This is a genomic window from Brevundimonas variabilis, assembly GCF_014199945.1.
GTDB classification, from domain to species: Bacteria; Pseudomonadota; Alphaproteobacteria; order Caulobacterales; family Caulobacteraceae; genus Brevundimonas; species Brevundimonas variabilis.
This window is the reverse complement of the sequence record NZ_JACHOR010000001.1, coordinates 544,500-569,779: the sequence shown is the minus strand read 5'-3', so window position 1 is coordinate 569,779 and position 25,280 is coordinate 544,500. Positions and strand designations below refer to the sequence as shown.

27 protein-coding genes are annotated in these 25,280 nt (G+C 66.8%); 7 read left to right on the top strand and 20 right to left on the bottom strand.

Annotation, left to right across the window (positions count from 1 at the left end):
* The first annotated feature begins 52 nt into the window (after positions 1-52).
* The gene (locus GGR13_RS02745; RefSeq protein WP_183211918.1) at positions 53-1,279 is read left to right on the top strand and encodes an NADP-dependent isocitrate dehydrogenase; all 1,227 of its coding nucleotides are present in this window, start codon (positions 53-55) and stop codon (positions 1,277-1,279) included.
* A gap of 148 nt (positions 1,280-1,427) precedes the next feature.
* Here the strand turns inward: GGR13_RS02745 and GGR13_RS02740 are convergent, their stop codons facing one another.
* A complete protein-coding gene (locus tag GGR13_RS02740; protein WP_183211917.1) occupies positions 1,428-4,274 on the bottom strand; it encodes a M16 family metallopeptidase in 2,847 nt (948 codons plus the stop codon).
* A gap of 137 nt (positions 4,275-4,411) precedes the next feature.
* Positions 4,412-4,966 carry a cation diffusion facilitator family transporter gene (locus tag GGR13_RS02735; protein WP_183211916.1) on the bottom strand — a complete coding sequence of 185 codons (555 nt, stop codon included), beginning with the start codon at positions 4,964-4,966 and terminating at the stop codon, positions 4,412-4,414.
* A 242-nt stretch (positions 4,967-5,208) separates the two neighbouring features.
* Here GGR13_RS02735 and GGR13_RS02730 point away from each other — a divergent pair, with 242 nt between their 5' ends.
* Genes GGR13_RS02730 through GGR13_RS02710 form a run of 5 tightly spaced genes read left to right on the top strand, consistent with a single transcriptional unit; the run spans position 5,209 to position 9,783 of the window.
* Entirely contained in the window at positions 5,209-6,378 is a 1,170-nt protein-coding gene (locus tag GGR13_RS02730; protein ID WP_183211915.1) for a citrate/2-methylcitrate synthase, read from the top strand.
* Positions 6,379-6,408: 30 nt separating this feature from the next.
* Complete coding sequence (locus tag GGR13_RS02725) at positions 6,409-7,209, top strand: undecaprenyl-diphosphate phosphatase (protein WP_183211914.1); 801 nt, start codon at positions 6,409-6,411, stop codon at positions 7,207-7,209.
* A gap of 50 nt (positions 7,210-7,259) precedes the next feature.
* On the top strand, positions 7,260-8,570 hold the full coding sequence (gene hmgA, locus GGR13_RS02720) for a homogentisate 1,2-dioxygenase (RefSeq protein WP_183211913.1): 1,311 nt from the start codon (positions 7,260-7,262) through the stop codon (positions 8,568-8,570).
* Positions 8,571-8,572: 2 nt separating this feature from the next.
* Positions 8,573-8,935: a hypothetical protein gene (locus GGR13_RS02715; RefSeq protein ID WP_183211912.1), complete on the top strand. Its 363-nt coding sequence runs from the start codon at positions 8,573-8,575 to the stop codon at positions 8,933-8,935.
* 41 nt (positions 8,936-8,976) lie between these two features.
* On the top strand, positions 8,977-9,783 hold the full coding sequence (locus GGR13_RS02710; protein ID WP_183211911.1) for a DUF1295 domain-containing protein: 807 nt from the start codon (positions 8,977-8,979) through the stop codon (positions 9,781-9,783).
* Positions 9,784-9,887: 104 nt separating this feature from the next.
* Here the strand turns inward: GGR13_RS02710 and GGR13_RS02705 are convergent, their stop codons facing one another.
* The 14 genes from GGR13_RS02705 to GGR13_RS02640 all read right to left on the bottom strand — a co-directional run bounded on the left by GGR13_RS02705 (position 9,888) and on the right by GGR13_RS02640 (position 22,093).
* Positions 9,888-10,184: a hypothetical protein gene (locus GGR13_RS02705; RefSeq protein ID WP_183211910.1), complete on the bottom strand. Its 297-nt coding sequence runs from the start codon at positions 10,182-10,184 to the stop codon at positions 9,888-9,890.
* Between the two features lie 82 nt (positions 10,185-10,266).
* Positions 10,267-11,244, bottom strand: a complete 978-nt coding sequence (gene glk, locus GGR13_RS02700; protein ID WP_183211909.1) for a glucokinase — start codon at positions 11,242-11,244, stop codon at positions 10,267-10,269.
* Complete coding sequence (gene edd, locus GGR13_RS02695; protein WP_183211908.1) at positions 11,245-13,074, bottom strand: phosphogluconate dehydratase; 1,830 nt, start codon at positions 13,072-13,074, stop codon at positions 11,245-11,247.
* Entirely contained in the window at positions 13,074-13,781 is a 708-nt protein-coding gene (gene pgl / locus GGR13_RS02690) for a 6-phosphogluconolactonase (protein WP_183211907.1), read from the bottom strand. The genes edd and pgl overlap by 1 nt, the downstream gene beginning before the upstream one ends.
* Positions 13,774-15,234: a glucose-6-phosphate dehydrogenase gene (gene zwf, locus GGR13_RS02685; protein WP_183211906.1), complete on the bottom strand. Its 1,461-nt coding sequence runs from the start codon at positions 15,232-15,234 to the stop codon at positions 13,774-13,776. The genes pgl and zwf overlap by 8 nt, the downstream gene beginning before the upstream one ends.
* A gap of 18 nt (positions 15,235-15,252) precedes the next feature.
* Positions 15,253-15,897: a bifunctional phosphoribosyl-AMP cyclohydrolase/phosphoribosyl-ATP diphosphatase HisIE gene (gene hisIE, locus GGR13_RS02680; protein WP_183211905.1), complete on the bottom strand. Its 645-nt coding sequence runs from the start codon at positions 15,895-15,897 to the stop codon at positions 15,253-15,255.
* A 1-nt stretch (position 15,898) separates the two neighbouring features.
* Complete coding sequence (locus tag GGR13_RS02675) at positions 15,899-16,048, bottom strand: hypothetical protein (protein WP_183211904.1); 150 nt, start codon at positions 16,046-16,048, stop codon at positions 15,899-15,901.
* Positions 16,045-16,812 carry an imidazole glycerol phosphate synthase subunit HisF gene (gene hisF / locus GGR13_RS02670; protein ID WP_183211903.1) on the bottom strand — a complete coding sequence of 256 codons (768 nt, stop codon included), beginning with the start codon at positions 16,810-16,812 and terminating at the stop codon, positions 16,045-16,047. Before hisF ends, GGR13_RS02675 begins: the two co-directional genes overlap by 4 nt.
* The gene (gene hisA / locus GGR13_RS02665) at positions 16,809-17,537 is read right to left on the bottom strand and encodes a 1-(5-phosphoribosyl)-5-[(5-phosphoribosylamino)methylideneamino]imidazole-4-carboxamide isomerase (protein WP_183211902.1); all 729 of its coding nucleotides are present in this window, start codon (positions 17,535-17,537) and stop codon (positions 16,809-16,811) included. The genes hisF and hisA overlap by 4 nt, the downstream gene beginning before the upstream one ends.
* Complete coding sequence (gene hisH / locus GGR13_RS02660; protein WP_183211901.1) at positions 17,534-18,133, bottom strand: imidazole glycerol phosphate synthase subunit HisH; 600 nt, start codon at positions 18,131-18,133, stop codon at positions 17,534-17,536. Before hisH ends, hisA begins: the two co-directional genes overlap by 4 nt.
* A complete protein-coding gene (gene hisB / locus GGR13_RS02655; RefSeq protein ID WP_183211900.1) occupies positions 18,130-19,563 on the bottom strand; it encodes an imidazoleglycerol-phosphate dehydratase HisB in 1,434 nt (477 codons plus the stop codon). The genes hisH and hisB overlap by 4 nt, the downstream gene beginning before the upstream one ends.
* Positions 19,560-20,873 (bottom strand): histidinol dehydrogenase, encoded by a 1,314-nt coding sequence (gene hisD / locus GGR13_RS02650; RefSeq protein WP_183211899.1) that lies wholly within the window; start codon positions 20,871-20,873, stop codon positions 19,560-19,562. The genes hisB and hisD overlap by 4 nt, the downstream gene beginning before the upstream one ends.
* Positions 20,873-21,754, bottom strand: coding sequence for an ATP phosphoribosyltransferase (gene hisG / locus GGR13_RS02645; protein WP_183211898.1), 882 nt, complete (start codon positions 21,752-21,754; stop codon positions 20,873-20,875). Before hisG ends, hisD begins: the two co-directional genes overlap by 1 nt.
* A gap of 6 nt (positions 21,755-21,760) precedes the next feature.
* A complete protein-coding gene (locus GGR13_RS02640) occupies positions 21,761-22,093 on the bottom strand; it encodes a YerC/YecD family TrpR-related protein (RefSeq protein WP_183211897.1) in 333 nt (110 codons plus the stop codon).
* 101 nt (positions 22,094-22,194) lie between these two features.
* On the opposite strand from GGR13_RS02640, the gene GGR13_RS02635 reads away from it, so the two are divergent.
* Positions 22,195-23,445 carry an NAD(P)/FAD-dependent oxidoreductase gene (locus tag GGR13_RS02635; protein WP_246347639.1) on the top strand — a complete coding sequence of 417 codons (1,251 nt, stop codon included), beginning with the start codon at positions 22,195-22,197 and terminating at the stop codon, positions 23,443-23,445.
* Here GGR13_RS02635 and GGR13_RS02630 read toward each other — a convergent pair.
* From GGR13_RS02630 to GGR13_RS02615, 4 genes are read right to left on the bottom strand one after another with little or no spacing between them, the layout of a single operon-like run.
* Positions 23,442-23,684 (bottom strand): hypothetical protein, encoded by a 243-nt coding sequence (locus GGR13_RS02630; protein WP_183211896.1) that lies wholly within the window; start codon positions 23,682-23,684, stop codon positions 23,442-23,444. The two genes, GGR13_RS02635 and GGR13_RS02630, sit on opposite strands and share 4 nt — an antisense overlap.
* Positions 23,685-23,718: 34 nt before the next feature.
* The gene (locus GGR13_RS02625; RefSeq protein WP_183211895.1) at positions 23,719-24,270 is read right to left on the bottom strand and encodes a DsbE family thiol:disulfide interchange protein; all 552 of its coding nucleotides are present in this window, start codon (positions 24,268-24,270) and stop codon (positions 23,719-23,721) included.
* Positions 24,267-24,443, bottom strand: coding sequence for a heme exporter protein CcmD (gene ccmD, locus GGR13_RS02620; protein ID WP_183211894.1), 177 nt, complete (start codon positions 24,441-24,443; stop codon positions 24,267-24,269). The genes GGR13_RS02625 and ccmD overlap by 4 nt, the downstream gene beginning before the upstream one ends.
* Positions 24,444-24,452: 9 nt before the next feature.
* A complete protein-coding gene (locus GGR13_RS02615) occupies positions 24,453-25,172 on the bottom strand; it encodes a heme ABC transporter permease (protein WP_183211893.1) in 720 nt (239 codons plus the stop codon).
* Between the last annotated feature and the right edge of the window lie 108 nt (positions 25,173-25,280).

The window sequence follows — 25,280 nt, the reverse complement described above, 5'->3', positions numbered from 1 at the left end:
GGCTATACCCCCCGCCAACCCTCCCCCATCATCCCCTCAGAAGGCAGTCCGCATGGCCAAGATCAAGGTCGCCAATCCCATCGTGGACATCGACGGCGACGAGATGACCCGGATCATCTGGCAATGGATCAAGGACAAACTGGTCTTTCCATTCCTCGACCTGGAACTCGACTACTACGACCTGTCGATGGAAAACCGCGACGCCACCGACGACAAGGTGACGATCGACGCCGCCCACGCCATCCAGCGCCACGGCGTCGGTGTGAAATGCGCCACCATCACGCCGGACGAGGCCCGGGTGAAGGAGTTCGGCCTCAAGAAGATGTGGAAGTCGCCGAACGGCACGATCCGCAACATCCTGGGCGGTGTGGTCTTCCGTGAGCCGATCATCTGCTCGAACGTGCCGCGTCTGGTGCCTGGCTGGACCCAGCCGATCGTCGTCGGTCGTCACGCGTTTGGCGACCAGTACAAGGCCACCGACTTCCTCGTTCCCGGACCCGGCAAGCTGATGATGACCTTCACCGGCGAGGACGGTCAGGTCATCGAGCATGAGGTGTTCCAGTTCCCGTCGGCCGGCGTGGCCATGGGGATGTACAATCTGGACGACTCGATCACCGAGTTCGCCCGCGCAAGCTTCGCCTTCGGCCTGGCCCGGAATTTCCCGGTCTATCTGTCGACCAAGAACACCATCCTCAAGGCCTATGACGGCCGCTTCAAGGACATCTTCCAGACGGTGTTCGACGAGGAGTTCGCGGCCGAATTCAAGGCCGCCAACCTGACCTATGAGCACCGCCTGATCGACGACATGGTGGCGGCAGCCATCAAGTGGTCGGGCGGATTCGTGTGGGCCTGCAAGAACTACGACGGCGACGTCCAGTCCGACGTGGTGGCCCAGGGCTTCGGTTCGCTGGGGCTGATGACCTCGGTGCTGATGACGCCGGACGGTAAGGTGCTGGAATCCGAGGCCGCCCACGGCACGGTGACCCGTCACTATCGCCAGCACCAGAAGGGCGAGGCGACCTCGACCAACTCCATCGCCTCGATCTACGCCTGGACGCGGGGCTTTGCCCACCGTGCCAAGCTGGACGGCAATGCCGAACTGGCGAAGTTTGCCAAGACGCTGGAAGAGGTCGTCGTCGAGACGGTCGAGGCCGGCTACATGACCAAGGATCTGGCGCTGCTGGTCGGCGATCAGCAGGGCTGGCTGACGACCGAAGGCTTCCTCGACAAGGTCGCCGAGAACCTGACCAAGGCCATGCCGGAGATCGCGGCGGCCTAGGCTGACGAAGGCCTTCCACGCTCCGCGGGTGCGACATGACAAGACGGATCAGCCCGCCGTTTCGACGGCGGGTTTTTTCGTGGGCGTCGGGCATGAAAAAGGGCGGAGCCGCGAGGCCCCGCCCTTCTGCATTTTTACAGGCCGTCGCCTACTGGATGGCGCGGACCTCGACCGGCAGGCCGAGGGCATCGAGCTGAGGTTTGACGACGGCGGCGTCGCCAACCACGACCCAGACGAACTGGTCCGGATCGATGGCTGCGCGGGCTGCCGCGTCCAGCTGAGCCGCCGTGAGGGCGCGGGTCCGGCTGGCCAGGGTCTCCTGATAATCGTCCGGACGACCGTACAGGGCGTTCGATCGCAGGGCCCCGAGGATCTGGCCCGAGGTCTCGTAGCTGCCGGCCAGGCCGCGCGTATCGCCGTTGACCGTGCGTTCCAGCTCGGTCGGGGTCACGCCATCGGTCTCCAGGAAGCGCTCGTACTGGGCGATCAGGGCGGCAATCGACGGGCCGGTCTGGTTCGCCTGGACGGGCGCATTGACGATATAGGGCACCCGGTTCTTCAGCTGGTTGACGGTGCCCCGCACACCGTAGGACCAGCCCTTCGTCTCGCGCAGATCGGCGTTGATCCGCGAGAGGAAGTCGGTGCCCAGAACGGCATTGGCCGCGTTCAGCGTCAGCAGGTCATCCGTGCCGGTCATCGGCAGCACCGCCCCGCCATAGATCAGCGACTGCGGCGACTGCGGACGGTCGATCAGGACGATCCGTGCCGTGGTTGCAGGAAGATCGGCCGGGAAGGTCTTGGTGCCCTTCGGCGTCGCCGGCGCGGCCCAGGTGCCGAACGCGGCTTCCAGCTTGGGCGTCAGTTCCGCCAGAGGCAGGTCGGAGACCACGAACAGCTTCGCATTGTCCGGGCGGACCCACTGGGCATGCTCGGCCACCAGGTCGTCGCGGGTGAGGGCCGTGATCGTCGCTTCCGTACCCGTGCCCGAGAACGGACGACCATAGGGGCTGTTCTCGCCATACATCAGCGGGGGCAGGGCGCGTGCGGCGATGGCCCCGGGCTGGGTCTTCTCGTTGGCCAGTCCCGCCAGGCGCTGGGCCCGCAGACGCTCGACCTCGGCCGGAGCAAAGGCCGGGTTGCGGACGACATCGGCCAGCAGGGTCAGCGACGGGTCGAGATTGGTCGTCACCGCCGTCAGGTTGGCGGCCGTGCTGTCCATCGAGGCCCCGACGCCGATCGAGGCGCCCAGACGCTCCTGGGCCTCGGCGAGGGCGTTGGAATCGCGGGTGGTCGTGCCCTCTTCCATCAGGTTCAGCATCATCGAGTGAACGCCGAGGCTGCCGGCTTCATCGGCCGCGTAGCCGGCGTCGAAGTCGATGGCGACGCGGGTCACCGGCACGGTCGTCGACTGTGCATAGACCACCTCGATGCCGTTGGAGAGCGTCGCGCGCTGGACGTCCGGGAAGTCGATGTTGGAGACGTCGCCGATGGTCGGCATCGGGTCGCGGGCAACGCGCTGGATCTCGGCAGCCGGAACCGGGGTGGCACCGGATGGCGCCGCTGCAGCCTCGACATAGGCCTCACGCTCGCCGGGCTCGACGATCTGGCTGTAGACGGGGCGGCTCAGCCATTTCTGCATGGCCGCCTGGACCTGGGCCGGGGTCACGGCCGCATAGGCGGCGAGCTCCTTCTTGTAGAAATCCGGATCGTTCGAATACAGCAGGCCTTCGGCCAGGGCATTGGCCTTGCCGTTGACCTGTTCCAGCCCCTGAATGCGGCGGGCAGCATATTGCGTCACAACCCGATCGATCTCGTCCTGGGTTGGCCCGTTGGCCATCAGGTCGGCGAGGACGGCATCCATCCTGGCCGCAACCGCTGCGGCATCACCGCCCGGCTTCACGCTGGCCGAATAGCTGAAGAAGCCGACCCGCTGGAAGTTGGAGGAATCGGCGCTGACGTTCGACGCGGTCTGGTCGCCACGGACCAGGGCGTTGTCGAGGCGCGACGAGGCCAGCCCGCCCAGGATCGAGGCCCCGACTGCCAGGGGCACGGCGTCCGGATCGTTGAGACCGGGCACGGTCCAAGCCCGGCTGATGCGGGTCTGGGCAACGCGGTCCTTCAGAACGTCCTGAACCGGGGCTGCCAGTGTGGGAATGTCGGCCTCGGCAGGCGTGTTGACGGGACCGCGCGCGATGGACCCGAAATACTTGTTCATCAGGGTGCGGGCGGTCGGTTCGTCGATATCGCCCGACAGGACCACGATCGCATTGTTGGGGCCGTACTTTTCACGGAACCAGTTGCGCACGGTCTCGAGGCTGGCGGCATCGAGGTCGGCCATCGAACCGATGGTCGAATGGCGATACGGGTGGCCGACGGGGAACAGCGCTTCCTGCTGGGCATAGGAGCTGAGGCCGTAGGGCTGGTTGTCGCGCTGGCGCTTTTCGTTCTGGACGACGCCCCGCTGCAGATCGAGCACTTCCTGCCCGACCTGACCCAGCAGGTAGCCCATGCGGTCACTCTCGAGGAACAGGGTCTGTTCCAGGGCGGGGACCGGCACGGTCTGGAAATAGTTGGTGCGGTCGAACCAGGTCGTGCCGTTCAGGCCCGTGGCCCCGGCGGCGCTCAGAGCCTGGATATGGCTGGTTGGCGAGTTTTCGGATCCGCCGAACATCAGGTGTTCGAACAGGTGAGCAAAACCGGTCGAGCCTGCGGGCTCGTCCTTGGAGCCGACGTTGTACCAGACAGACACCGCCACGACCGGTGCCTTGCGGTCGGTATGGACGATGACCCTCAGGCCGTTGTCGAGCTCGAACTGGGTCCAGGGAATGTCGACACGCGCGACCAGCTCCGACACCGGGGCACCCTGCAGGGGCGCCGCCTGAACGGCGGTAATGGCGGCGGGAGCGCCCTCGGTCGCCGGGCTGAAGGCCCAGACGGTCGACGCAGGCGAAATGACGGCAATGACGGCGGCAAGCGATACGAGACGGCGACGCATGAAAAAACTTCCCTGTTCCGGATAGGACCCGGCGGACCATAACGACGGTGTGACGGCACGCAATGTTCCGGCCTCGAACATGACCAAAGAGTCATGAATCCGAAACGACCCTCGAAATCTCGAGACAGGGACCGGGCCTAGTCCCGGCCCAGCAGGCGCGCCGCGACCATGATCTGGGGCAGGGCACCCCAGAACAACCAGACCGCCACAACCAGGGCAGCGGCAGCGTCCAGCCCCGGCGCATTCAGGAGGGCGCCGGCTGTCACACCCAGCAGGACGACAAAGGTCGACACAAGATCGGATGATGACTGGGCGTCCCTGCCAGCGGGCCCGCCCGTGCGAGCCCTGGCTGCGGCCAGAGCCGCCGTTATGCCGAGGCTGACGCCGATGGCCCCGACCGCCCACCATCCGCCGCCGACGGGACGGGGCTCGAAAATCCCCACCAGGGCGATCACACCGACAATCATGGCGGCAGACATGGCCATGCCGGACTGGACCAGACGTTCGATGGCCTCGGCGACGTCGTCATCGACCGTGGGGAGCATCGCCCGCCACCTTGGCATCAAGAGGTTGGTCCCGGCTGCCACCATGGCGAGACACGAGGTGACCACGGCGGCAAGGGCAGAGACCGAGCCTGAGGCACCCAGTGCGAAGGCCTTCAACGCCACAAGGCCAGCCAGAACCAGAAGCATAATTCTGCTATCCCGCGCGTGCGACGTGACGGCATCCGGCGTTGGTAATGGAGGGAGCGTCATCGACCCTGTTCTCGCCCAAACAGCACGGCTTAACAATGGCACGAGCGCCGGTGCGACGTCAGGTGAAGCGGCTTTAACATCGTTATTGTCAAGGTCATTATGGATGTTAGTGCACGGGTCATCTAACTTGGTTATGCAAACGATTGAGGCCAGCCAACCGGCCTGTTAACAGGTCCCCGATGCCGCAATCCCCGACGCACTGGATCGATCGAGACGAAGCGCTGGCCCGTCTTGGGGTCAAGAGCCAGACGCTCTATGCCTATGTCAGTCGTCGCCGGATTGCAGCGCGCCCGGATCCCAAGAACCCGCGTCGGAGCCTGTATTCCGCCGAGGATATTGCTCGTCTGACGGGAACGGATCCCAACGATATCTCGGGGGTCCTGCTCGCTCCGGAAGGCCTTCCGGGCCGGATGATGACCCTGTCCTCGCACCTGACGACAGCCATCGACGGCCGCCTTTTCTATCGCGGACAGGACGTGGTCGAATGGTCACAGACGGCGACCCTCGAGGATACGGCCGGATTGATCTGGGACGCGCAGGGCGTTCAGCTGTTCCAGGGCCTTGGCCCAAGACTCGACATCCAACCGGGGCTGACTGCGCGCGCACGCCTGTTCGCGGCCATCGGACGAAGGGCCCAGGAGGACCGGGGTGGCACAGCGTCCTGTGCCGAGACCGAACGCCTGGCCCTTGCGGCTTCCGCCCTCAACGAGGGCATAGACGCGATTGCCGGTCTTGGCCCGAGGCTGCATTTTCACCAGCGGCTCGGTCGGGCCTGGAAAGTGCTGGAACGCGAGCAGCACGCCCTGCGTCGGGTGCTTGTGCTCGTCGCCGACCATCAACTGGATGCTGCAGCTCTAGCGACCCGTGTGGCGACGGGCGGTGGTGCTTCCCCGGCGGCCGCCGCCATGGCCGGCCTGGTCACCCTTGTCCACGGAACGGCAGCCAGCGAGATCGAGCGGAGCATTGCCCATGTCCAGTCGGCCAGACGGGATCCGATCGGCGCGGCGCGCCAGCGTCTCGAAGCGATCGGCATGGTCCCCGGTTTTGGAGATGCGCTCTGGCCGGACGGCGATCCCCGGGCGCAGGAGCTGATCACCCAGGTGGGACTGCCCGCCGACCTGATGGCTGTGGTCGAGGAGGGGCAACGCGTTTCCGGACAATCCCCGACGCTGGCCCTCGCCCTCGCGCTCGTGGCCAGGAAGCTCGACCTGCCGCGCGAAGGTGCCGTCGATCTGTATCTGATCGGCCGCCTCGTCGGCCTGCTCGGGCATGCGCTGGATCAGGCATCGAACGGCTCGCCTATTACCGCGCGCTTGCGCTATGTCGGACTTCTGCCCGGCGCGAACTGACTCGCAGGCGGCATCGGTACAGGTTGCGTAATGTCGGATTGGCTTGCCGCCATCATCCTGGGTCTGGTCGAGGGGCTGACGGAGTTCATCCCCGTGTCCTCTACGGGTCACATCCTGCTGCTTGGCCACTTCCTCGGCTTCGAGAGCGAAGGAAAGACCTTCGAGATCGTCATCCAGCTCGGCGCCATCCTGGCCATCATCAGCCTCTATTTCCAGCGCCTGTGGGCCCTGGCGACACGGTGGCCGCATGACCCGAAGGCGCGCTACTTCATCGTCGGCGTCGTGCTGGCCTTTCTGCCAGCGGCGTTCGCCGGTGTGTTCCTGTACGACTTCATCAAGGCCGTCCTGTTCGAGACGCCGGTCGTGATCTGTATCGCCCTGATCGTCGGCGGCGTGCTGCTTCTGCTGCTGGACCGGATGAAGCGGGTGCCGCGCTATCTGGACGTCAACACCTATCCAATGCGGGTCTATGGCCTAATCGGCCTGTTCCAGTGTCTGGCCCTTCTGCCCGGCGTGTCGCGGTCGGGGGCCACGATCGCGGGCGGACTTCTGCTGGGCACGGACAAGCGGTCCGCGGCAGAGTTCACCTTCTTTCTTGCCCTCCCCACCATGGGGGGCGCGGTGGCCTACGATCTGTTCAAGAGCCGCAACGACCTTGATTTCACGGACGTAGGCCTGATTGCGGTCGGGTTTGCCGTTGCTTTTGTGACGGCCCTGTTCGTGGTGCGGTTCCTGCTGGATTTCGTCGGCCGTCACGGGTTTGCCCCCTTCGCGTGGTGGCGGATCGCCGTGGGCACGCTGGGGCTGGTGTTCTTGCTGGGGCCCTTCTGAGGCGTGACGCGGCCGTTGCGACGGCCTAAACGGGGGCCGGGAGACACCATATGAAAACGACGCCAGACAGCGCGCCCTACCAGTCCGGTTTTGCCAATCATTTCGCGACCGAAGCTGTGGCCGGGGCGCTGCCGGTGGGCCAGAACTCACCGCAGAAGACCCCGATGGGACTGTATGCCGAGCAGCTTTCGGGAACCGCCTTCACCGCGCCCAGGACCGAGAACCGGCGCAGCTGGCTGTATCGCCTGAGACCGTCCGCCCAGCACCCGGCCTATGTGCCCTTCGATCAGGGGCGGCTGCGATCGGGACCCTTCACCGATGCGCCGCCCAGTCCCAACCGGATGCGCTGGGATCCATTGCCGGTCCCCGAGACACCGACCGACTGGGTCGAGGGCCTGGTCACCTATGGCGGCAATGGCGATCCGGAAACCCAGGGCGGGGCGGGCATCCACCTGTATGCCGCCAACCGGTCGATGGTGGATCGCGTCTTCTATTGCGCCGATGGCGAGCTGCTGATCGTGCCCCAGTCAGGCCAGCAGCGGTTCGTGACCGAGATGGGCCGGATCGAGGCCGGACCGGGCCATGTGGTCGTCATTCCGCGCGGGGTGCGCTTCCGCGTCGAGGTCGACGGGCCGGTGCGCGGCTATGTCTGCGAAAACTATGGCGCGCCCTTCCGTCTGCCGGACCTGGGTCCGATCGGGGCCAATGGCCTGGCCAATCCCCGCGACTTTGAGACCCCGGTCGCGGCCTTCGAGGACATCGATCGCCCGACCCAGTGCGTTCAGAAATTCGCCGGCCGGCTGTGGGTGACGACCTTTGCCCATTCCCCGCTGGACGTCGTGGCCTGGCATGGGAACAATGCGCCCTATCGCTATGACACGGCGCGATTCAATACGATCAATACCGTCAGCTTCGACCATCCGGACCCGTCGATCTTCACGGTTCTGACCTCGCCCAGCGACACGCCGGGCACGGCCAACATCGATTTCGTGATCTTTCCGCCGCGCTGGATGGTGGCCGAGCACACCTTCAGGCCGCCGTGGTTCCATCGCAATGTCATGAGTGAGTTCATGGGGCTGGTGACGGGGGCCTATGACGCCAAGGAGGGCGGTTTCGCGCCAGGTGGAGCCTCGCTGCACAATTGCATGAGTGGTCACGGCCCCGACCAGGCCTCCTATGACAAGGCCGTGGCTGCCGATCTGAAGCCGCACAAGCTAACGGATACGCTCGCGTTCATGTTCGAGACCCGATTCCCGATCCGGACCACGCAATGGGCGCAAACCACGCCGACCATGCAGCTCGACTATGACGACGTCTGGACGGGCTTCGCCAAGGGCGACGTCTCTCAACCGAAAGCGTGACCATGCGTATCCTGATCCCTGTTCTTGCCCTCATGGCCGCTGCCTGTACGCCGATGCCCGGTACCGTCGCCGATCCGGCCAAGCCCGTGCAAAGCGCCGAGGCCGGAGCCTGCGCAGCCCGTGGTGGGACGCTCAGGCCCGTCGGCCGGATGCAGTCGATGCAGTGTATCGTGTCCTATGCGGACGCCGGCAAACGCTGCACCGACGGCGATCAGTGCGAGGGAGATTGCCGGGTCGAAGGCAACACCGGCATTGCCGAAGGCGGAACCGTCACGGCCGGCGTCTGTCAGGTCGACAGCAACCGGTTCGGCTGTTTCACCACGGTTAAGAATGGCCGGGCCGAAGCGACCCTCTGCGTCGACTGATCGCGACGCATCCCGATGGCCCGTGCTAGCGTCTCTCAGCCATGACCCTGACCGAAATCCTGACCCTGCTGGCCCTGAACCTTGGCCTGATCGTCGTCGTGATGCTTGTGCTGTGGACGCTGTCCCTGCGCCTCAAGGACGTCAGCTTCATCGACGGGGTCTGGCCGCTGGGCATGCTGATGCTGGCCCTGGCAACCTTTCCCCGGACGGAAGGCGATCCGACCCGCAAATGGCTGTTGCTCTGGCTGTGTGCCGTATGGGCGATCCGTCTGGCCTGGCATCTGCTGAAACGCTGGCGCGCGCACGGTGCGGACGGTCGATACACGCAGATCGTCGAGGATCAGGAACGCAAGTCCGGCTGGAGCTTTGCCAAGACCGGCCTGCTGATCGTCTTCCTGCCGCAGGCCTTCTTCGCCTGGCTGAACTCGCTGCCGGTCCAGCTGGGTCAGGTCGCGACAGCTGGGCCGATCGGCTGGATCGGCTGGACGGGTGCGGTGATCGTCGTGATCGGCATCGGCTTCGAGAGTATCGGCGATGCCCAGCTTGCAGCGTTCAAGAAGGACCCGAAGAACAAGGGTCAGGTCATGGACACCGGCCTGTGGCGCTATACCCGCCACCCCAACTATTTCGGTGATGCCTGCGTCTGGTGGGGGTTGTGGCTGATCGCGGCCGAGACGGGATGGGTGGGCATCGCGTCTATTGCCGGGCCGATCTTCCTGACGGTGACCCTGACCAAATGGTCGGGCATCGGCATGACCGAAAAGGCGACGGCAAAGACCAAGCCGGGCTATGCGGACTATATCCGGCGGACCAGCGCCTTCATTCCGATGCCCCCCAAGAAGGGCTGACAGCGTCCATATTCGTCAAACGAAAACCCCCGCCGGCGTACCGACGGGGGTCTGACGTGTCTGAAGGATCAACGGCGGGTCATGACTGCCGCCGTGTCACGCCATTAGTTGGGCGTGTTTGCCGTGGTCATGCCACCGTCACGGTTGCCGGCAGCCGCTTCAACGGCATCGGCCTGTTCGTCGGCGGTTTCCTGAACGGCATCAGCCTGGGCGTTCAGCGCATTCTCGGCAGCGTCGGTAGGGGCTGCGTCCGCTGCGTTCTCGAGCTGGGTGGCCTCGACATTGGCTGCCGCTTCAATGGCGTCGGCCTGTGCGCCGGCTTCCTTTTCGGCCGCGTTTTCGCAGGCTGCGAGGCCAGCGACAGCGAAGGTGGCGACGGCGGCGATCATCAGTTTACGCATGGAACAATCCTCGTTGGTTGAGCCGACAAAACGCCGCACCTCACGAAGGGTTCACACTGTCGTGAACATTTTTCCGGCTCGCTCAAGTTGAGACGGCGAAGGCCACACGCGCCGCGCCCAGGAGCGCTGCGTGCTTGTGCGTGATCACCTGTGTCGGGATCTCGGCCATATAGTCCTTGAAGCGACCCTTGCGCTCGAACCGTTGACGGAAGGGGCTGGCCTTCAGAAACGGCAGGATCCGCGGCGCGATGCCCCCCGCGATATAGACACCGCCTCTTGCGCCGGTGGTCAGGGCAATGTCCCCGGCCACGGCGCCCAGGATGGCGCAGAACCGGGCCAGGGTCGCACCGCAGGGACTGTTTGGATCGGCCATGGCGGTGGTCGTGATCTCGGCCGGGTCGTCGATATGGGTCTCGCGTCCGTCGATCTCGGCCAGTGCCCGGTGCATGTTCAGAAGCCCGGGACCACAGATCAGCCGCTCGATCGACACCCGGTCATAACGACGCCGCAGGATCCGCAGGATCTCGTCCTCGATCGGGTCGCCCGGCGGGAAACAGGCGTGGCCGCCTTCGGACGGCATGGCGATTTCGTCGCCCCGGGAATTGCGCACCAGGGCCGAGACCCCGAAACCGGTGCCCGGTCCCAAAACGGCGATCGTGGCATGGGGATCGCCTTCAGCCGGTCCTCCGAGATGTTCGAGACTGTCGGCCGGCACGACGGGCGCGCCCCAGGCCAGGGCCTCGAAATCATTGATCAGACGCACGGGGTTCAGTCCCAGGGTTGCGAGTTCGGTCTCCGAAACGGCCCAGGGCGAGTTGGTCAGGTCGATCGCCCCGTCCTCGACCGGCCCGGCCACGGCAATGACTCCGCCGGTCGGCTTGACCTCGCAGCCATCGATGAAGGCGGCCACGCCTTCGAGGAAGGTCGGATACTGGGACGCCGGAAAGCTGTCGTGATGCTCCAGAACCGGCTTGCCCTCGACCATGTGCGCCAGGGCGAAGCGGGCATTGGTGCCACCGACGTCACCGACCAGCAGGGTCTTGTCCCAGGTGATACCCATTTATTCTCCCTCCCCGGAGAAGCAGACGGAGGCGCCCTCTTCTGCGGAGGTGACCCCCTTTCGAAAAAGCGAAAACAGTTCGCGGCCATAGCCCCAGGAATCCGATGCGGCATGCGCCGGCGTTCGAAGGGCCCTTGGCCGTGTGGCCAGGTCGATCCCGACGGCTTCCATCTGGCCGGTCTCGGCATCCACGCGCACGATGTCACCATCCTGAACATGGGCCAGCGGGCCGCCATCCAGAGCCTCCGGGCTGACATGGATCGCCGCCGCCGTCTTGCCGGACGCGCCGGACATCCGCCCGTCTGTGACCAGCGCCACCTTGAAGCCGCGATCCAGCAGGACGGACATCAGAGGGGACAGGGAGTGAAGCTCCGGCATGCCATTGGCCTTGGGCCCCTGGAACCGCAGCACGATGACCACGTCGCGATCCAGCTGCCCGGCCTTGAACGCGGCCTGGACGTCTTCCTGGGTCTCGAAGACGGCGCAGGGGGCTTCGACGACCCGGTGCTCCGGCTTGACCGCCGACACCTTGATGACCGCCCGGCCCAGGTTGCCCTTGACCAGCCTCAGTCCGCCATCCTTCTGGAACGGGTCAGAGGCGGGACGCAGGATGTCCGTGTCCAGACTGTCCCGGACACCGTCGCGCCAGACCAGTTCGCCGTCGATCATGGCGGGTTCGCGGAAATAGGCATCGATCCCCTTGCCCATGACCGTCGTGACGTCGGAATGGATGTGGCCGCCGAGGGCCAGTTCGCGGGCCACGAAAGCGACGCCGCCTGCGGCCTGAAAGGCATTCACGTCTGCCGAACCGTTCGGATAGACCCGGGCCAGCAGCGGGGTCACGGCCGACAGTTCGTCCATGTCGGTCCAGTCGATCAGCACGCCGGCGGCCCGCGCCATGGCCACCAGATGGATGGCATGGTTGGTCGATCCGCCGGTGGCCAGCAGGGCGACGATGCCGTTGACGATCGACTTCTCGTCGATGACATCGGCCATTCGGCTTTCCCCCGAGGCGGCCAGTTCCACGGCGCGGTGGCCGGTCGCGGCCGTCAGGGCGTCGCGCAGGCCGGTCTCGGGATGGACGAACGCGGTCGAGGGCAGGTGCAGGCCCATCAGCTCCATCATCATCTGGTTGGAGTTGGCGGTGCCATAAAAGGTGCAGGTGCCGGGCGAGTGGTAGGAGCCGACCTCGCTCTCCAGCAGGGTCTGGCGGTCCACCTTGCCCTGGGCATACTCGGCCCGGACGCGGGCCTTCTCCGCATTCGGAATACCCGAGGGCATGGGACCGGCGGGGGCGAAGATCACCGGCAGATGCCCGAACGCCAGGGCCCCCATGAACAGGCCGGGCACGATCTTGTCGCAGACTCCCAGCATGACCGCAGCATCAAAGGCGTCATGCGTCAGCGCAACGCCGGTCGACATGGCGATGACGTCGCGGCTGAACAGCGACAGCTCCATGCCCGGACGGCCCTGGGTAACTCCGTCGCACATGGCGGGTGTGCCACCGGCGACTTGCGCCGTGGCCCCCAGCGACCGGGCGGCCTGGCGGATGATCTCGGGGAAGCGCTCGAACGGCTGATGGGCCGACAGCATGTCGTTATAGGCGGTGACGATGCCGACATTGGGCACGGTCCCGCCCATCATGGTCAGCTTGTCGGCGATCGTCTGGCCCGCAAAGGCATGGGCCCAGTTGGCGCAGGACAGTTTGGCCCGTGCCACGCCGCTGTCGCGAGCGTGGTCCATGCGGCGCAGATAGTCGGTACGTGTGACGCGGCTGCGCGCGATGATCCGGGCGGTGACGGCGGCAACGGCGGGGTTCAGGGTCGGCATCAGTTAGCCTCCGTCCAGAGGACGTCTAGCGGAACGGCGTGGGCCAGCAGGGCGGCGATCGGCTGCATGCGGGGGTCACCCCCGGCCTCGCGCTCATAGACCTCGCGCTTGGTTCGCCCCTTCAGGGCCAGGATCACGCGACCGGCCTGCATCAGATAGGGCAGGTTCATGCTCAGCCGCTCGATCGTCGGAGCGGCCCCGTCGCGCCCGGGCGGAACGCCAAGGACGGTCGGCTTGAGGACCGGTGTCAGCAGGGTCTTCAGGGTCGGACTCCCCGGGAACATCGAGCAGATGTGGCCGTCCTCGCCCATGCCCAGCAAGACCGTATCCAGTCGTCCGCCTGCGGATGACAGGTCCGCGGCGGCCTCGGCTGCGGCGCGGTCGACGGTCACGGCGGGGCGATACAATGGAATGAACTGTGCCGCTGCCGCCGGGCCCTGCAACAGGACGTCGCGGATCAGCCGGGCGTTCGAGTCCGGTGAGGTTTCCGGAACATAGCGCTCGTCGATCAGGGTGACGGCAATGCGGGACCAGTCGAGATCGGACCGGGACAGCCGCTCGTAGACGGGTGCGGGTGTCGATCCTCCGGGACCGGCGAACAGGGCCTTGCCCCGTGCGGACACGGCACCGGCCAGGTCGGAAGCCAGCCGGTCCGCACAGGCATCGGCCCAGTCGTCGACCGTGGCGAAGGTCTCGATCTCAGGCATCGGTCGTGTTCCAGTCCCGCCCGGTCCGGGCCAGCAGCATGTCCGCTTCGTCCGGTCCCCAAGACCCTGGCGCATAGTCGTGGGGTTTGGTCCCTGCATCGGCCCAGGCCTGGGACACCTGATCGACCCATTCCCACGCCTTCTCGGCCTCGTCGCGGCGGACGAAGAGCGTCGAATCGCCCGCCATGGCGTCCAGCAGCAACCGCTCGTAGGCGATGCGGCGGCGTGGCGGCCGGGCGTCCTTCCCGCCAACGCCCCAGGACAGGGACATCTGGATCGGCTGCAGCTGCATCCGCTGGTCGAGGCCCGGCCGCTTGTTCATCACCGACAGGCTGATGTCCTCCTCGGGCTGCAGCTCGATCACCATGCGGTTGGCCTGCACGTCGCCGCGGTCATCGTGGCCGAAGATCGAGTGCGGCACAGGCTTGAACTGGATCACGATCTCGGTCCGCTTTTCCGCCAGACGCTTTCCGGTGCGCATGAAGAACGGCACGCCGGCCCAGCGCCAGTTGTCGATGTCGGCGCGGATGGCGACGAAGGTCTCGGTGTCCGAATCCAGCCCGCGCTCCTCGTCATAACTGGGTACCGGCTTGCCGCCCGAGGTCCCCGATTCATACTGGCCACGCACCGTCACCCGTTCGGCGTCCTCGTGCGTGATGGGACGCAGCGAGCGCAGCACCTTGACCTTTTCGTTGCGGACCGAGTCGGCATCGAGGTCCGACGGCGGCTCCATGGCCACAAGGCACAGCAGCTGGAGCATGTGGTTCTGGAGCATGTCTCGCAGGGCTCCATATTCATCGTAGTAGGGCCAGCGATCGCCGACCCCGACGGTTTCACCCACCGTGATCTGTACGTGGTCGATGGACAGATTGTTCCACAGCGGCTCGAAGATGGTGTTGCCGAACCGCAGGGCCAGAAGGTTCTGGACCGTCTCCTTGCCCAGATAGTGGTCGATGCGGAACACCTGGGCCTCGGAGAAGGCGTCGGCGACGGCGTCATCGATGGCGCGGAAACTCTCGAGGTCGCGACCGACCGGTTTTTCCAGCACGACCCGGTCTTCGGGCTCGGCCAGGCCGGCTGCGCGCATGGCCGTGACGATCCGGGCATACAGGGACGGCGAGACCGCGAGGAAGGATGTCACCGACCCCTGTCCGACCTTGTCGCGCAAGGGCTTCAGGCTCTCGGCGCTGGTTGCGTCCACGGCCATATAGTCAAGCCGCGCCTCCATCCGGGCCCAGACCGTCTCGTCCCAGGCCTTGTCGGCGCGGGCCTTGGCCTCGACCGACTGGCGAACGCGGGCGATGTATTCGGCCGGAGTCTCCTCGGACCGGGCCGCGCCGATGATTTTGAGTCCTTCGGGCAGCAGGCCGTCGTGGTCGAGGAAATACAGCGACGGAAGGAGCATCCGCATGGCCAGGTCACCGCCACCGCCGAACAACACCAGAGCCGTCATGGCTGCTCCTATTTCCGTCTAGTCGGGCATGGCCCCTGAACCGTCCGTGTCTTTGGCCGGTTGCGCCCGCCGGGCCAACACATCCAGCACGTCCTGAAACACCATGTGACGCGAACGCAGCAGGACCAGCAAGTGATAGACGAGGTCGGCGGCCTCCGAGGCCACCTCCTCGTCCGGACCTGCGGCACCGGCCAGCGCCGTTTCGACCCCCTCCTCGCCGACCTTCTGCGCGGCTCGCTTGGGGCCCTGGGCCATCAGGCGGGCCGTCCAGCTGGTCTCTGGATCAGCGGCGGCGCGTTCGGCAATGGTCCGCTCCAGAGCCGCGATTCGCCCGACGCCCGGCGAAGTCTCGGTGCCGAAACAGCTGGTGGTCCCCAGATGGCAGGCCGGTCCCATCGGCCGGACGGCCAGCACCAGCGCATCGCCGTCGCAGTCGGGCGTGATCGACACGACCGTCAGCCGGTTGCCCGAGGTCTCGCCCTTGCGCCAGCGCCCGCCGCGGGACCGCGAGAAGAAGGTCGCCTCGCCGCTGGCAATGGTCTCGTCCAGCGCGGCGCGGTCCATATAGGCCAGGGTCAGCACCTGAAGGGTGTCCGCGTCCTGCACGATGGCCGGGATCAGGCCGTTGCCCTTGGCAAAATCGAGCGTGTCGGGATTGATCATGTCAGTATCCGCTCATCCCGGCGAAAGCCGGGACCCAGTCCTTGTGTGAATCAGCCTGCGCAGGATCGGCAGCAATGCGAGCCCCGACCTTGAAGAGCGCCCAAGGCGCTGGGTCCCGGCTTTCGCCGGGATGAGTGGAGAGAGAGGTCATGATCTCATCTCCACGCCGGATGCGGCCAGTGATGCCTTGAGGTCCGGAATCCGGATGGCTCCGGTGTGGAACACGCTGGCGGCCAGCGCGCCCGAGACATTGGCCCGGTCGAACACGTCGAGGAAATGGGAGACCGCGCCGGCTCCGCCGGAAGCGATCAGAGGAATGGTCAGCCGGGACCGCGCCTCGGACAGCTGGGCCGTGTCATAACCCGCGCGGACACCGTCCTGATCGATGCAATTCAGCACGATCTCTCCGGCCCCGAGCGCCTGTGCCTCGACCAGCCAGTCCAGTGTCCGCCGGCCGGCCAGCCGCCGGGCATTGGGATCTCCGGTATATTTGTGGACGACATACTCCCCGTCCTCGCGCCGGGAATCGACCCCGACGACGACACACTGACTCCCTAACCGGTCAGCCATTTCGGTGATCAGTTCCGGTCGCTCCAGCGCGGGTGAGTTGATCGAGACCTTGTCGGCCCCGTTGTCGAGACAGGCGGCGGCCTGGTCCACCGTCCGGATCCCGCCGGCCACGCAGAAGGGGATGTCCAGCAGCCGCGCGATCGATCGCACCCAGCCATAGTCCAGCGTCCGGCCCTCGGGCGAGGCGGTGATGTCGTAGAAGACCAGCTCGTCCGCACCCTCGTCGCGATAGCGCGCGGCCAGTTCGGCGGCGTCGCCCATGTCTGTGTGGCCCTCGAAGCGCACGCCCTTCACGACCCGTCCGTCCTTGACGTCCAGGCAGGGGATGATGCGGCGGGCGGTCATGCCTGCAGGGCCTGTTCCAGGGTGAACCGGCCTTCGTAAAGCGCCCGGCCCACAATGGCTCCGTCGGCCCCCATGGCTTTCAGGGCCACCAGATCCTCGAGCGACGACACCCCGCCCGAGGCCTGCAGCTGCAGGTCCGGGCGACGTTGCTTCACCTCGGCAAGCAGGTCCAGGTTCGGTCCGGTCAGGGCCCCGTCACGGCCCACATCGGTGACCAGGATGTGCTGCAGCGATCCGGCCGGATATCGATCCAGCGCGGCCCACAGGTCGAGCCCGGCGGCTTCGGTCCAGCCCTTGAGCGAAGGCGTCGGCACGCCGTCTTCCCCCACGCGAACGTCGAACGCCAGGGTCAGGGCCTCGGGCCCGAACCGCGCCAGCCAGTCGGCCACGAGGTCAGGCTTCGTCACGGCCAGCGATCCGACGACAACCCGGGTCACCCCGGCGGCCAGCAGCCGCTCGACATCCTCGACGGCTCGGACCCCGCCGCCGGACTGGATGCGGACACCGCCGTTCCGGGCCAGTTCGCCGATCAGCCCGTGCTGGACCGCGCCCCCGGCCTCGGCCCCGTCCAGATCGACGATATGGACCCACGCTGCGCCGGCCCCGGCAAAGGCCGCAAGCCGCGCGGACGGATCGGTATCGTATTCGGTGACCTGGTCGAAACGGCCGTGCATCAGTCGGACACAGACGCCGGCACGCAGGTCGATGGCGGGGTAAAGGATCATATGCTCAGGCTCAGAAAATTCTGCAGGATGCGCGCCCCGGCCCGGGCCGAGCGTTCGGGATGGAACTGGCAGCCCCAGCGGTTGCCGGTCCGCACCATGGCGGGGACCTCGGTCCCGTAGTCGGCGCAGGCGATTGTGGCGTCCGTGTCCGGACAGACGAAGCTGTGCACGAAATAGGCATAGGCACCCGGCGACACGCCTTCGAGGATCGGATCGTCCTTGAGCCCTTCCAGCTTCGTCCAGCCCATGTGCGGCACGGGTCGGTCCGGACCGACGTCCAGACGCCGGACCTCGCCCGGGATGAAGCCCAGCATCGTCGCCCCGCCGTTCTCCTCCGACGTTTCGAACAGAAGCTGCTGGCCGAGGCAAAGCCCGATCAGGGGGCGTTCGAAACCCTTGATGATGTCGGTCAGGCCGAGGTCGGCCATGCGCGCCATGGCATAGCCTGCCGCGCCGACGCCTGGCAGCACCAGACGCTCGGCATCGGCAATCACCGCAGGATCGGCGGTGATGACGGCCTCGGCCCCCAGCCGTTCCAGGGCGAACTGGACGGAGGCCGTATTGCCCGCACCCAGATGGACGATGGCAACGGTCACAGCACGCCCTTGGTGCTGGGCACCACATCGCCCTCGACGCGGATGGCCTGGCGCAGGGCCCGGCCGAAGCCCTTGTAGACAGCCTCGGTCTTGTGGTGGTCGTCGGCGCCGGTCACCGAAATGTGGATCGCGGCCCCGAGGTGTTCGGCCAGCGAGCGGAAGACATGCGCCGTCAGGTCGGTGCGATAGTCGCCGATGAACGGGGTGTCGAAATGGCCCTCGAACACGGGATAGGGACGGCCCGACAGGTCGATCGACACCGTGGCATTGGCCTCGTCCATGGGCAGGACAAAGCCGTAGCGACCGATACCCCGCCGTTCGCCCAGCGCCTGTTTCAGGGCCTGGCCAAGCGCGATGGCGCTGTCCTCGATCGTGTGGTGGGGATCGGTGTGCAAGTCGCCCTCGCACTGCAGGCGCAGGCTGAAGCCGCCGTGGGCCGCGACCTGTTCCAGCATGTGATCGAAGAAGCCGACGCCGGTCTCGATGCGGATCGGGCCTGCGGCATCCAGATCGACGGCGCAGACGATACGGGTCTCCTTGGTGTCGCGGACGGCCTGTCCGGTGCGGTGGGCCTTGGCCCGCGGTGCCGCCGCTCCCAGTGCGGCCAGCATCCGGTCATTGACCTCGGCCCGGATGGACACGGGCAGCCGCAGCCGGTCACCCGACACGTCGGATGCCAGACCCCAGGTGCCGAGCGCCGTTCGCGCTGCGGCCATGTCGGATGGCCGTGCCATGATGATGGGGCCGACCCCGGCCTCGATCGTCATGATCCGCTCCAATTCCCGGACCAGCCGTGCCCGCTCGGTCCTGACCATGGCGATCCGTTCGGCGGTCTCGATCATGCGGGACGGGTCCAGCGCCTGCTGCGCCAGCCGCAGGACGGGCTCGGGGATGGCATAGGGCTCCAGCACCGAGGCCAGTCGCGCCAGCGTGCCGGGTTGCGCGATGGCTGCGCCGACGCGGGCCCCGGCCAGCCCATAGGCCAGCGACAGGCTGCGCAGCACGACCAGATTGGCATGGTCATCGATGACGGTGGCGGCCGAGGTGGTTTCCGCGAACTCGATCAGTCCCTCGTCCACGACCAGCAGGGCCGGTGCGACCCGTGCGGCCATTTCGGCGACGGCCTCGGGCGAGCCGAGGGCCCGGATGACGACGGCTCCGGCTTCGGTCCTGGCGCCGGAGCGAGCATAGATGGCAGCCAGACCGGTATAGGGTTCCGCGTCCGGGGCCTGAACCGAAAGGCCGTCGCGCGCCACGAGTCGCCAGACCAGCTCCAGCCCGTGAGTCAGGCCGCGGACCGGCAACACGGTCCCGGGTGAGACGGCATAGATGGCGGCCATGCGGCTGGAGAGGGTGGCCGGATCCGAGGGATACCGGTCCAGGCCTTCGCCACCGGAGACGAGCGGAGGATAGGGGGCAGGCAGGGTCATTGAACGGCTTCCGCACGCAGGTCGGCGGCCCGGGCGTGGGCCTCGAGCCCTTCCATCCGGGCCAGTCGGGCGGCGACGGGGGCCAGGGCCGCGGCTCCCTTGTCGGACACGGTCTGGACCGACATCGAGGTCATGAAGCTGGCGGTGGTGATCCCGCCCAGGGTCCGCGCCCCGCCGTCGGTCGGCAGCACATGGCTGGGCCCCGCTGCATAGTCGCCGAGGGTCTCAGCGGCATTGCGTCCGACGAAGACGGCCCCGGCCGCACGGATGGACGCCACCAGATCCGCCGCATCGACCGTCTGGATAGCAAGGTGCTCGGGTCCGTAGAGGTTCGACACCCGGCAGGCCTCCGCCATGTCCCGCACCCGGATGGCGCGCGCTTCGGCCAGCGAAGCCCGGGCGATTTCGGCGCGGGGCAGGGTCTCGAGCTGACGTTCCACCTCGGCAAGGATCTCGGTGATCGCGGTGCCACTGTCGGAGACGAGGATGACCTGGGCGTCGGCGTCGTGCTCGGCCTGGCTGAGCAGGTCGGCAGCGGCGATCTCGAAATCGGCGTCACGGTCGGCAATGACCAGCAGCTCCGATGGTCCCGCCGGCATGTCCTGCGAGGGACCACCGGGCAGGGACGAGGCATAGCGTTTGGCCTCTGCGACATAGGCGTTGCCGGGTCCGAACAGCTTGTCGCACGCCGGGATCTCGCCGTCCTCCAGGGTCACGCCGAAGGTCATGGCGGCAATGGCCTGGGCTCCACCCAGCAGCCACAGGGCTTCCAGACCGGCCTCGGCGGCGGCCAGGATCATCGCAGGGTGGGGTTCGCCCGATCGCGACGGCGGTGTCACGGCCACACGGGTCTCGACCCCTGCGACGCCCGCCGGGATGGCCAGCATCAGCAGCGAGGAAAACAGGGGTGCCGACCCGCCCGGAACGTAGAGGCCCGCGGCCCCGATCGGCCGCCAGACCAGTTTCGAGGTCACGCCCGGCGTCGTCTCGATCAGGGCCGTATCTGCGGGCAGGGTCGCCTGGTGAAAGACCCGGACATTCTCGGCGGCGATGCGCAGCGCCCGTGTATCGGCCGGGGCCAACTGGTCGCGGGCTGAAGCAACCACCTCGGGCGTGATGGCCAGCCGGCGCGGGGCGGCCCCGTCCAGCTTGATCGACCACTCCGTGACCGCGGCCCCGCCCCGCGACTGGACGTCGTCGAAGATCCTGCGCACCACGTCGGTGACCCCCTGCTCGCTGCGCCGGCTTGGGCGTGCCAGGGCTGCGCGCTGCCCGGCGGCATCGAGGGAAGACCAGTCAATCCGTTTCATCACATCATCTTTTCGATTGGCAGGACGAGGATCGCCGAGGCCCCGGCCGCCTTCAGCTTCTCGAGCGTTTCCCAGAACACGGCCTCCTGGCAAACGGCATGCACCGCCACAGCGTCATCACGCCCCATCAGCGGCATGACCGTGGGAGCGCCGGCGCCCGGAAGGATGGCAGTGATCGCATCCAGCGCGCTGCGCGGCGCATTCAGCATCACATATTTGGCCCCCTGCGAGGACACGACGCCGCTCATGCGCTCCACGATCGATTCCAGCAGATTTGCCAGGGCCGGCTCGGGCCCGGACGGCGAGCGGATCAGGACGGCCTGGCTCTCGAACACCGTCTCACGCGCATCAAGGCCGTTGGCCTCCAGCGTCGCCCCGGTCGACACCAGGTCGCAGATGGCGGAGGCGAGCTTGAGACGCGGGGCGACCTCGACGGCACCGCGCATCACGACGATATCGGCCTTGACGCCCTCGGCATCCAGATAGCGCTGCAGGATCCTGGGATACGACGTCGCGATCCGCTTGCCGTTCAGCGACATCGGCCCGGCATAGTCCAGCGTTGGCGGGACGGCGAGCTTCAGCGTGCAGCGGCCGAAGCCCAGCGGCATGACCACCTCGGCATTGGCCCCGCCGTTGCGGCCTTCCTCCAGCACATTCTCGCCGACGATCCCGAGGTCGCAGACGCCATCGGCGACGAAGGTCGGGATGTCGTCATCACGGACGCGCAGCAGGTCGATCGGATAGTTCTCGACCCGATACAGCAGGTCATTGTTGCCCTTGATGACGCGCAAGCCTGCGTCCCGCACGAGGTCGAGGCTGCGGTCGGCCAGGCGGCCGGATTTCTGGACGGCGATACGAAGCCGCCCCTGTACGGTACTCATTTTGGATCAGGCTTTCGGGGTCTGGGTCAGTTTCTGGCGGTCGAGGACAAGGCGGTAGCCGTTGTTGTCCATGTCCTTGAGGAAGCGCGCGACGCGCACGACGGTGGTAGGGCTGGCTCCGGCCTCCTGGGCGATCTCGCGATAGGACTGCAGCCGCTGATCGAGCAGCCGGGCCACGGCCCAGCGCTCGGCAAAGGCACGCAGTTCCGACGGCGTGCACAGATCCGCCATGAAGGCATCAACCTCCTCGCGGGATTGCAGACACAGCAGCGCATCATACAGGGCCAGCCGGTCATCGGCGGCCTTGTTGATCGAGGATGGCGACAGGGAGTCGGTCATGGCGCGTTCCACTATGCTGTAACAATGGAACGGTCAAGGCCTGCCTTTGGCGCAGGGCGCTAAATCGGGATGTGCCGCCTGACCGGCTTTCTCGACCGGCGATGAACCTCTATCTGATCGGCATGGCCAAGGTTCTGATCATCGGTGCGGGACATGCGGGCGGCACGGCTGCGGCACTGCTCCGGCAATACGGGTTTGCGGGCGAGATCGTCCTGGCCGGAGCGGAGGCGTCTGCGCCGTATCAGAGGCCGCCGCTGTCGAAGGCCTGGCTGAAGGGTGAAGCGGACCTCGATGGCCTGCTGCTGCGACCGCTGAGTTTCTATGCCGAACATTCCATCGACTTCCGGCCCGGCAGCCTTGCCACGGCGATCGATCGAGCCGGGCGGACGGTGACCTTTGCCGACGGCGGCGTCGAGACCTGGGATGTCCTGGTTCTGGCCACCGGGTCGCGGGCCCGGAAGCTGCCGATCCCGGGTGCGGACCGGACAGACCTGATCGAACTGCGGACGCTGGAAGATGCCGAACGGCTGAAAGGCCAGCTCGGCCCGGGGCGCCGGCTGGCCGTGGTCGGCGGCGGCTATGTCGGACTGGAGGCGGCCGCCTCCGCCCGCGCACTCGGGGCCGAGGTCGTGGTCATCGAGCGGATGGACCGGGTCCTGGCGCGCGTCGCGTCTCCGGAGCTGTCCGCCTTCTTCACCACCCTGCATGAAGGCCACGGCGTCGGCATCCGTCTGTCTGCAGAGGTCGCAGGCTTCGAGGCGGGCGGTGTCCGGCTGTCTGACGGGTCTCTGGTCGAGGCCGATGTCACGCTGGTCGGCGTCGGGGCCGTCGCAGATGACCAGCTGGCCCATGACTCGGGTCTGGCCTGCGATCGCGAACACTCTGGGGGCATCCTCGTCGACGGGTTCGCCCGCACATCCGATCCCGCGATCTTTGCCATCGGCGACGTGACCCGCCATCCGATTCCCGTCCATGGCGGGATCATGCACCGGCTGGAAAGCGTGCCCAATGCGCTGGAACAGGCCCGTCAGTGCGCCTGTGCGATCACGGACCGTCCGGCCCCAGCCCCAGAGGTGCCGTGGTTCTGGTCCGACCAGTATGACGTCAAGCTGCAGATCGCCGGCCTGCCGTTCGAGGCCGAGCGCCGCATCCTGCGTGGCAGTCCAGCGGATCGCAGCTTCGCCGTCTTCCATCTGAAGGGTGACACGATCGTCAGCGTCGAGGCCGTCAACGCCGGGCCCGAGTTCATGATGGGGCGCCAGCTGATCGCCCGGGGGACGCCCGTCGATCCCGTCGCCCTGGCCGACAAGTCCGTGTCGATGAAGGCGGTGGCAGCCGCAGCGACGCCCTAGATCAGGATGTCGAGCAGGCTTCCGGGTCGCATGTCGCGCGTCGGTGTTTCAAGCGAGGCGGCTGCCGAGGCCCGGTTCGTCGGCTCGGCGGCACGCGCAGGGACAGGCAGGGGCTGCGGCGCAACGGCCTGAACCTGATCCAGCGCCGCGCGGAAGAAGGCCGCCCGCACATCCGGAGCGGCACCCGGCTGGGGTCGCACGCCGGGCAGAAGGGGAAGATCGGGACGAATCGCATTCATGCCGACAGGGTTAATGAAACCCGTCGAGAAAGGGTTAACGCCCTGAAGACCCCGCGAGTGCGGCGGTCAGGCGGGCCACGTCGGCGTCCTCGATCAGCGGGCCGGAATGTTTGGCCACAACGATTCCATTGGCGTCGATGACGAAGCTCTCGGGCACACCCGAAACGCCGAGGTCCAGTCCGGCGCGGCCCTCGCGGTCGACCAGAACGGTCGTGAAGGGATCCCCCAGCTCATCCAGAAAGGCGCGCGTGGCCTCGGGCTCATCCTTGTAGGCGACCCCGATGACTGTGACGCCCTGGGCCTGCAGCGCCATCAGCCGGGGGTGTTCGACCCGGCAGGGCGCGCACCAGCTGGCGAAGATATTGACCACGACCGGGCCGCCGGCCGACGCAGCGACAGAGGCCAGGCTCCCGGTGGCCGGTCCGGCGACGGCATCTGTGAGAACGGGCAGGACCGTGGCCGGAATCGGTTGTCCGATGAGGGCGTCGGGCTTGAAGGCCGGATCCCGTTTCAGCGACCAGCCAATGAACAGGGCCGCCAGAGCGACCAGAACGACCAGCGGCACGACCGCAAACCAGCGGTTCATGCGTCGGGGCCTGTGCCGGGTTTTTCCGCCTCGGCCTCGAGGCGTTTCAGTTCGGCCTTCCAGCGTTTCGAGGCCGCAAGGGCCCGTGCCACCAGCCCGGCCATGACCACGGCGGTGATCGCCCAGGCGGGCCAGACGAAGGCCCCGTAAGGGCTCATGTCGAGGTCCAGCATCGTTTGTCCCTAGGCGTTCTGGGCCGCACGGGCCCGCAGGCTCATGACCCGGCGCCGGACGATCTCGGTCCGGATCGCGCTCAGCCAGATGGCCAGGAACAGCGCGCCAAACGCGGCCATCATGGTCAACAGCGGCCACAGGAAGACCGGATCCAGCGACGTTCCGCCCGCGCGCAGCAAGGAGGCGGGCTGGTGAAGGGTATTCCACCAGTCGACGGAAAATTTGACGATCGGCAGGTTGATCAGCCCGACCAGACCCAGGACGGCGGCGGCCCGCGCAGCCTTGGCCTCATCGTCTATCGCGCTGCGCAGCGCGATATAGCCGAGGTAGAACAGGAACAGCACCAGCACACTGGTCAGGCGCGCATCCCAGACCCACCAGGTTCCCCACATCGGCTGGCCCCACAGCGAGCCGGTCACAAGGGCCAGAGCCGTATAGGCCGCCCCGGGAAGGGCCGCAGCCCGAGCCGCTGCATCGGCGAGCGGATGGCGGAACACCAGGGCAAAGAAGCTCGATACGCCCAGCGCTCCATAGATCATCAGACCCAGCGAGGCGGCGGGCACATGGACGAACATGATCCGCACCGTATCGCCCTGCTGGTAGTCGCCGGGGGCGGTGAAGCTCAGCCAGGTGCCCACCACCAGCAACACGCCGGCAACGACCCAGGCGACAGGTGTCACAGGTCGGGTGAAGCGCATGAAGCGGTCGGGATTGGCAAGGCCGAACATCAGCGTGCGATTACGCGGACCAACGCCCGGCGGCAAGCGACGCCTGCGTCGCGCCCTCTGGAAACGCCGGCCGATACGGCGCATCCTGACGCCCAGAGGAGTCTTACA

Coding starts and splice junctions, on each gene's coding strand:
- GGR13_RS02635 (WP_246347639.1), top strand. CDS start 22,195: ATGAACCTCTATCTGATCGGCATGGCCAAGGTTCTGATCATCGGTGCG.
- GGR13_RS02705 (WP_183211910.1), bottom strand. CDS start 10,184: ATGCGTAAACTGATGATCGCCGCCGTCGCCACCTTCGCTGTCGCTGGC.
- hisG (WP_183211898.1), bottom strand. CDS start 21,754: ATGAGTACCGTACAGGGGCGGCTTCGTATCGCCGTCCAGAAATCCGGC.
- GGR13_RS02715 (WP_183211912.1), top strand. CDS start 8,573: ATGCGTATCCTGATCCCTGTTCTTGCCCTCATGGCCGCTGCCTGTACG.
- hisD (WP_183211899.1), bottom strand. CDS start 20,873: ATGAAACGGATTGACTGGTCTTCCCTCGATGCCGCCGGGCAGCGCGCA.
- GGR13_RS02740 (WP_183211917.1), bottom strand. CDS start 4,274: ATGCGTCGCCGTCTCGTATCGCTTGCCGCCGTCATTGCCGTCATTTCG.
- GGR13_RS02725 (WP_183211914.1), top strand. CDS start 6,409: ATGTCGGATTGGCTTGCCGCCATCATCCTGGGTCTGGTCGAGGGGCTG.
- GGR13_RS02640 (WP_183211897.1), bottom strand. CDS start 22,093: ATGACCGACTCCCTGTCGCCATCCTCGATCAACAAGGCCGCCGATGAC.
- pgl (WP_183211907.1), bottom strand. CDS start 13,781: ATGCCTGAGATCGAGACCTTCGCCACGGTCGACGACTGGGCCGATGCC.
- GGR13_RS02615 (WP_183211893.1), bottom strand. CDS start 25,172: ATGTTCGGCCTTGCCAATCCCGACCGCTTCATGCGCTTCACCCGACCT.
- GGR13_RS02745 (WP_183211918.1), top strand. CDS start 53: ATGGCCAAGATCAAGGTCGCCAATCCCATCGTGGACATCGACGGCGAC.
- glk (WP_183211909.1), bottom strand. CDS start 11,244: ATGGGTATCACCTGGGACAAGACCCTGCTGGTCGGTGACGTCGGTGGC.
- GGR13_RS02730 (WP_183211915.1), top strand. CDS start 5,209: ATGCCGCAATCCCCGACGCACTGGATCGATCGAGACGAAGCGCTGGCC.
- GGR13_RS02630 (WP_183211896.1), bottom strand. CDS start 23,684: ATGAATGCGATTCGTCCCGATCTTCCCCTTCTGCCCGGCGTGCGACCC.
- hisF (WP_183211903.1), bottom strand. CDS start 16,812: ATGACCGCCCGCCGCATCATCCCCTGCCTGGACGTCAAGGACGGACGG.
- GGR13_RS02735 (WP_183211916.1), bottom strand. CDS start 4,966: ATGCTTCTGGTTCTGGCTGGCCTTGTGGCGTTGAAGGCCTTCGCACTG.
- GGR13_RS02710 (WP_183211911.1), top strand. CDS start 8,977: ATGACCCTGACCGAAATCCTGACCCTGCTGGCCCTGAACCTTGGCCTG.
- hmgA (WP_183211913.1), top strand. CDS start 7,260: ATGAAAACGACGCCAGACAGCGCGCCCTACCAGTCCGGTTTTGCCAAT.
- hisIE (WP_183211905.1), bottom strand. CDS start 15,897: ATGATCAATCCCGACACGCTCGATTTTGCCAAGGGCAACGGCCTGATC.
- hisA (WP_183211902.1), bottom strand. CDS start 17,537: ATGATCCTTTACCCCGCCATCGACCTGCGTGCCGGCGTCTGTGTCCGA.
- zwf (WP_183211906.1), bottom strand. CDS start 15,234: ATGACGGCTCTGGTGTTGTTCGGCGGTGGCGGTGACCTGGCCATGCGG.
- GGR13_RS02675 (WP_183211904.1), bottom strand. CDS start 16,048: ATGACCTCTCTCTCCACTCATCCCGGCGAAAGCCGGGACCCAGCGCCT.
- edd (WP_183211908.1), bottom strand. CDS start 13,074: ATGCCGACCCTGAACCCCGCCGTTGCCGCCGTCACCGCCCGGATCATC.
- GGR13_RS02625 (WP_183211895.1), bottom strand. CDS start 24,270: ATGAACCGCTGGTTTGCGGTCGTGCCGCTGGTCGTTCTGGTCGCTCTG.
- hisB (WP_183211900.1), bottom strand. CDS start 19,563: ATGACCCTGCCTGCCCCCTATCCTCCGCTCGTCTCCGGTGGCGAAGGC.
- ccmD (WP_183211894.1), bottom strand. CDS start 24,443: ATGCTGGACCTCGACATGAGCCCTTACGGGGCCTTCGTCTGGCCCGCC.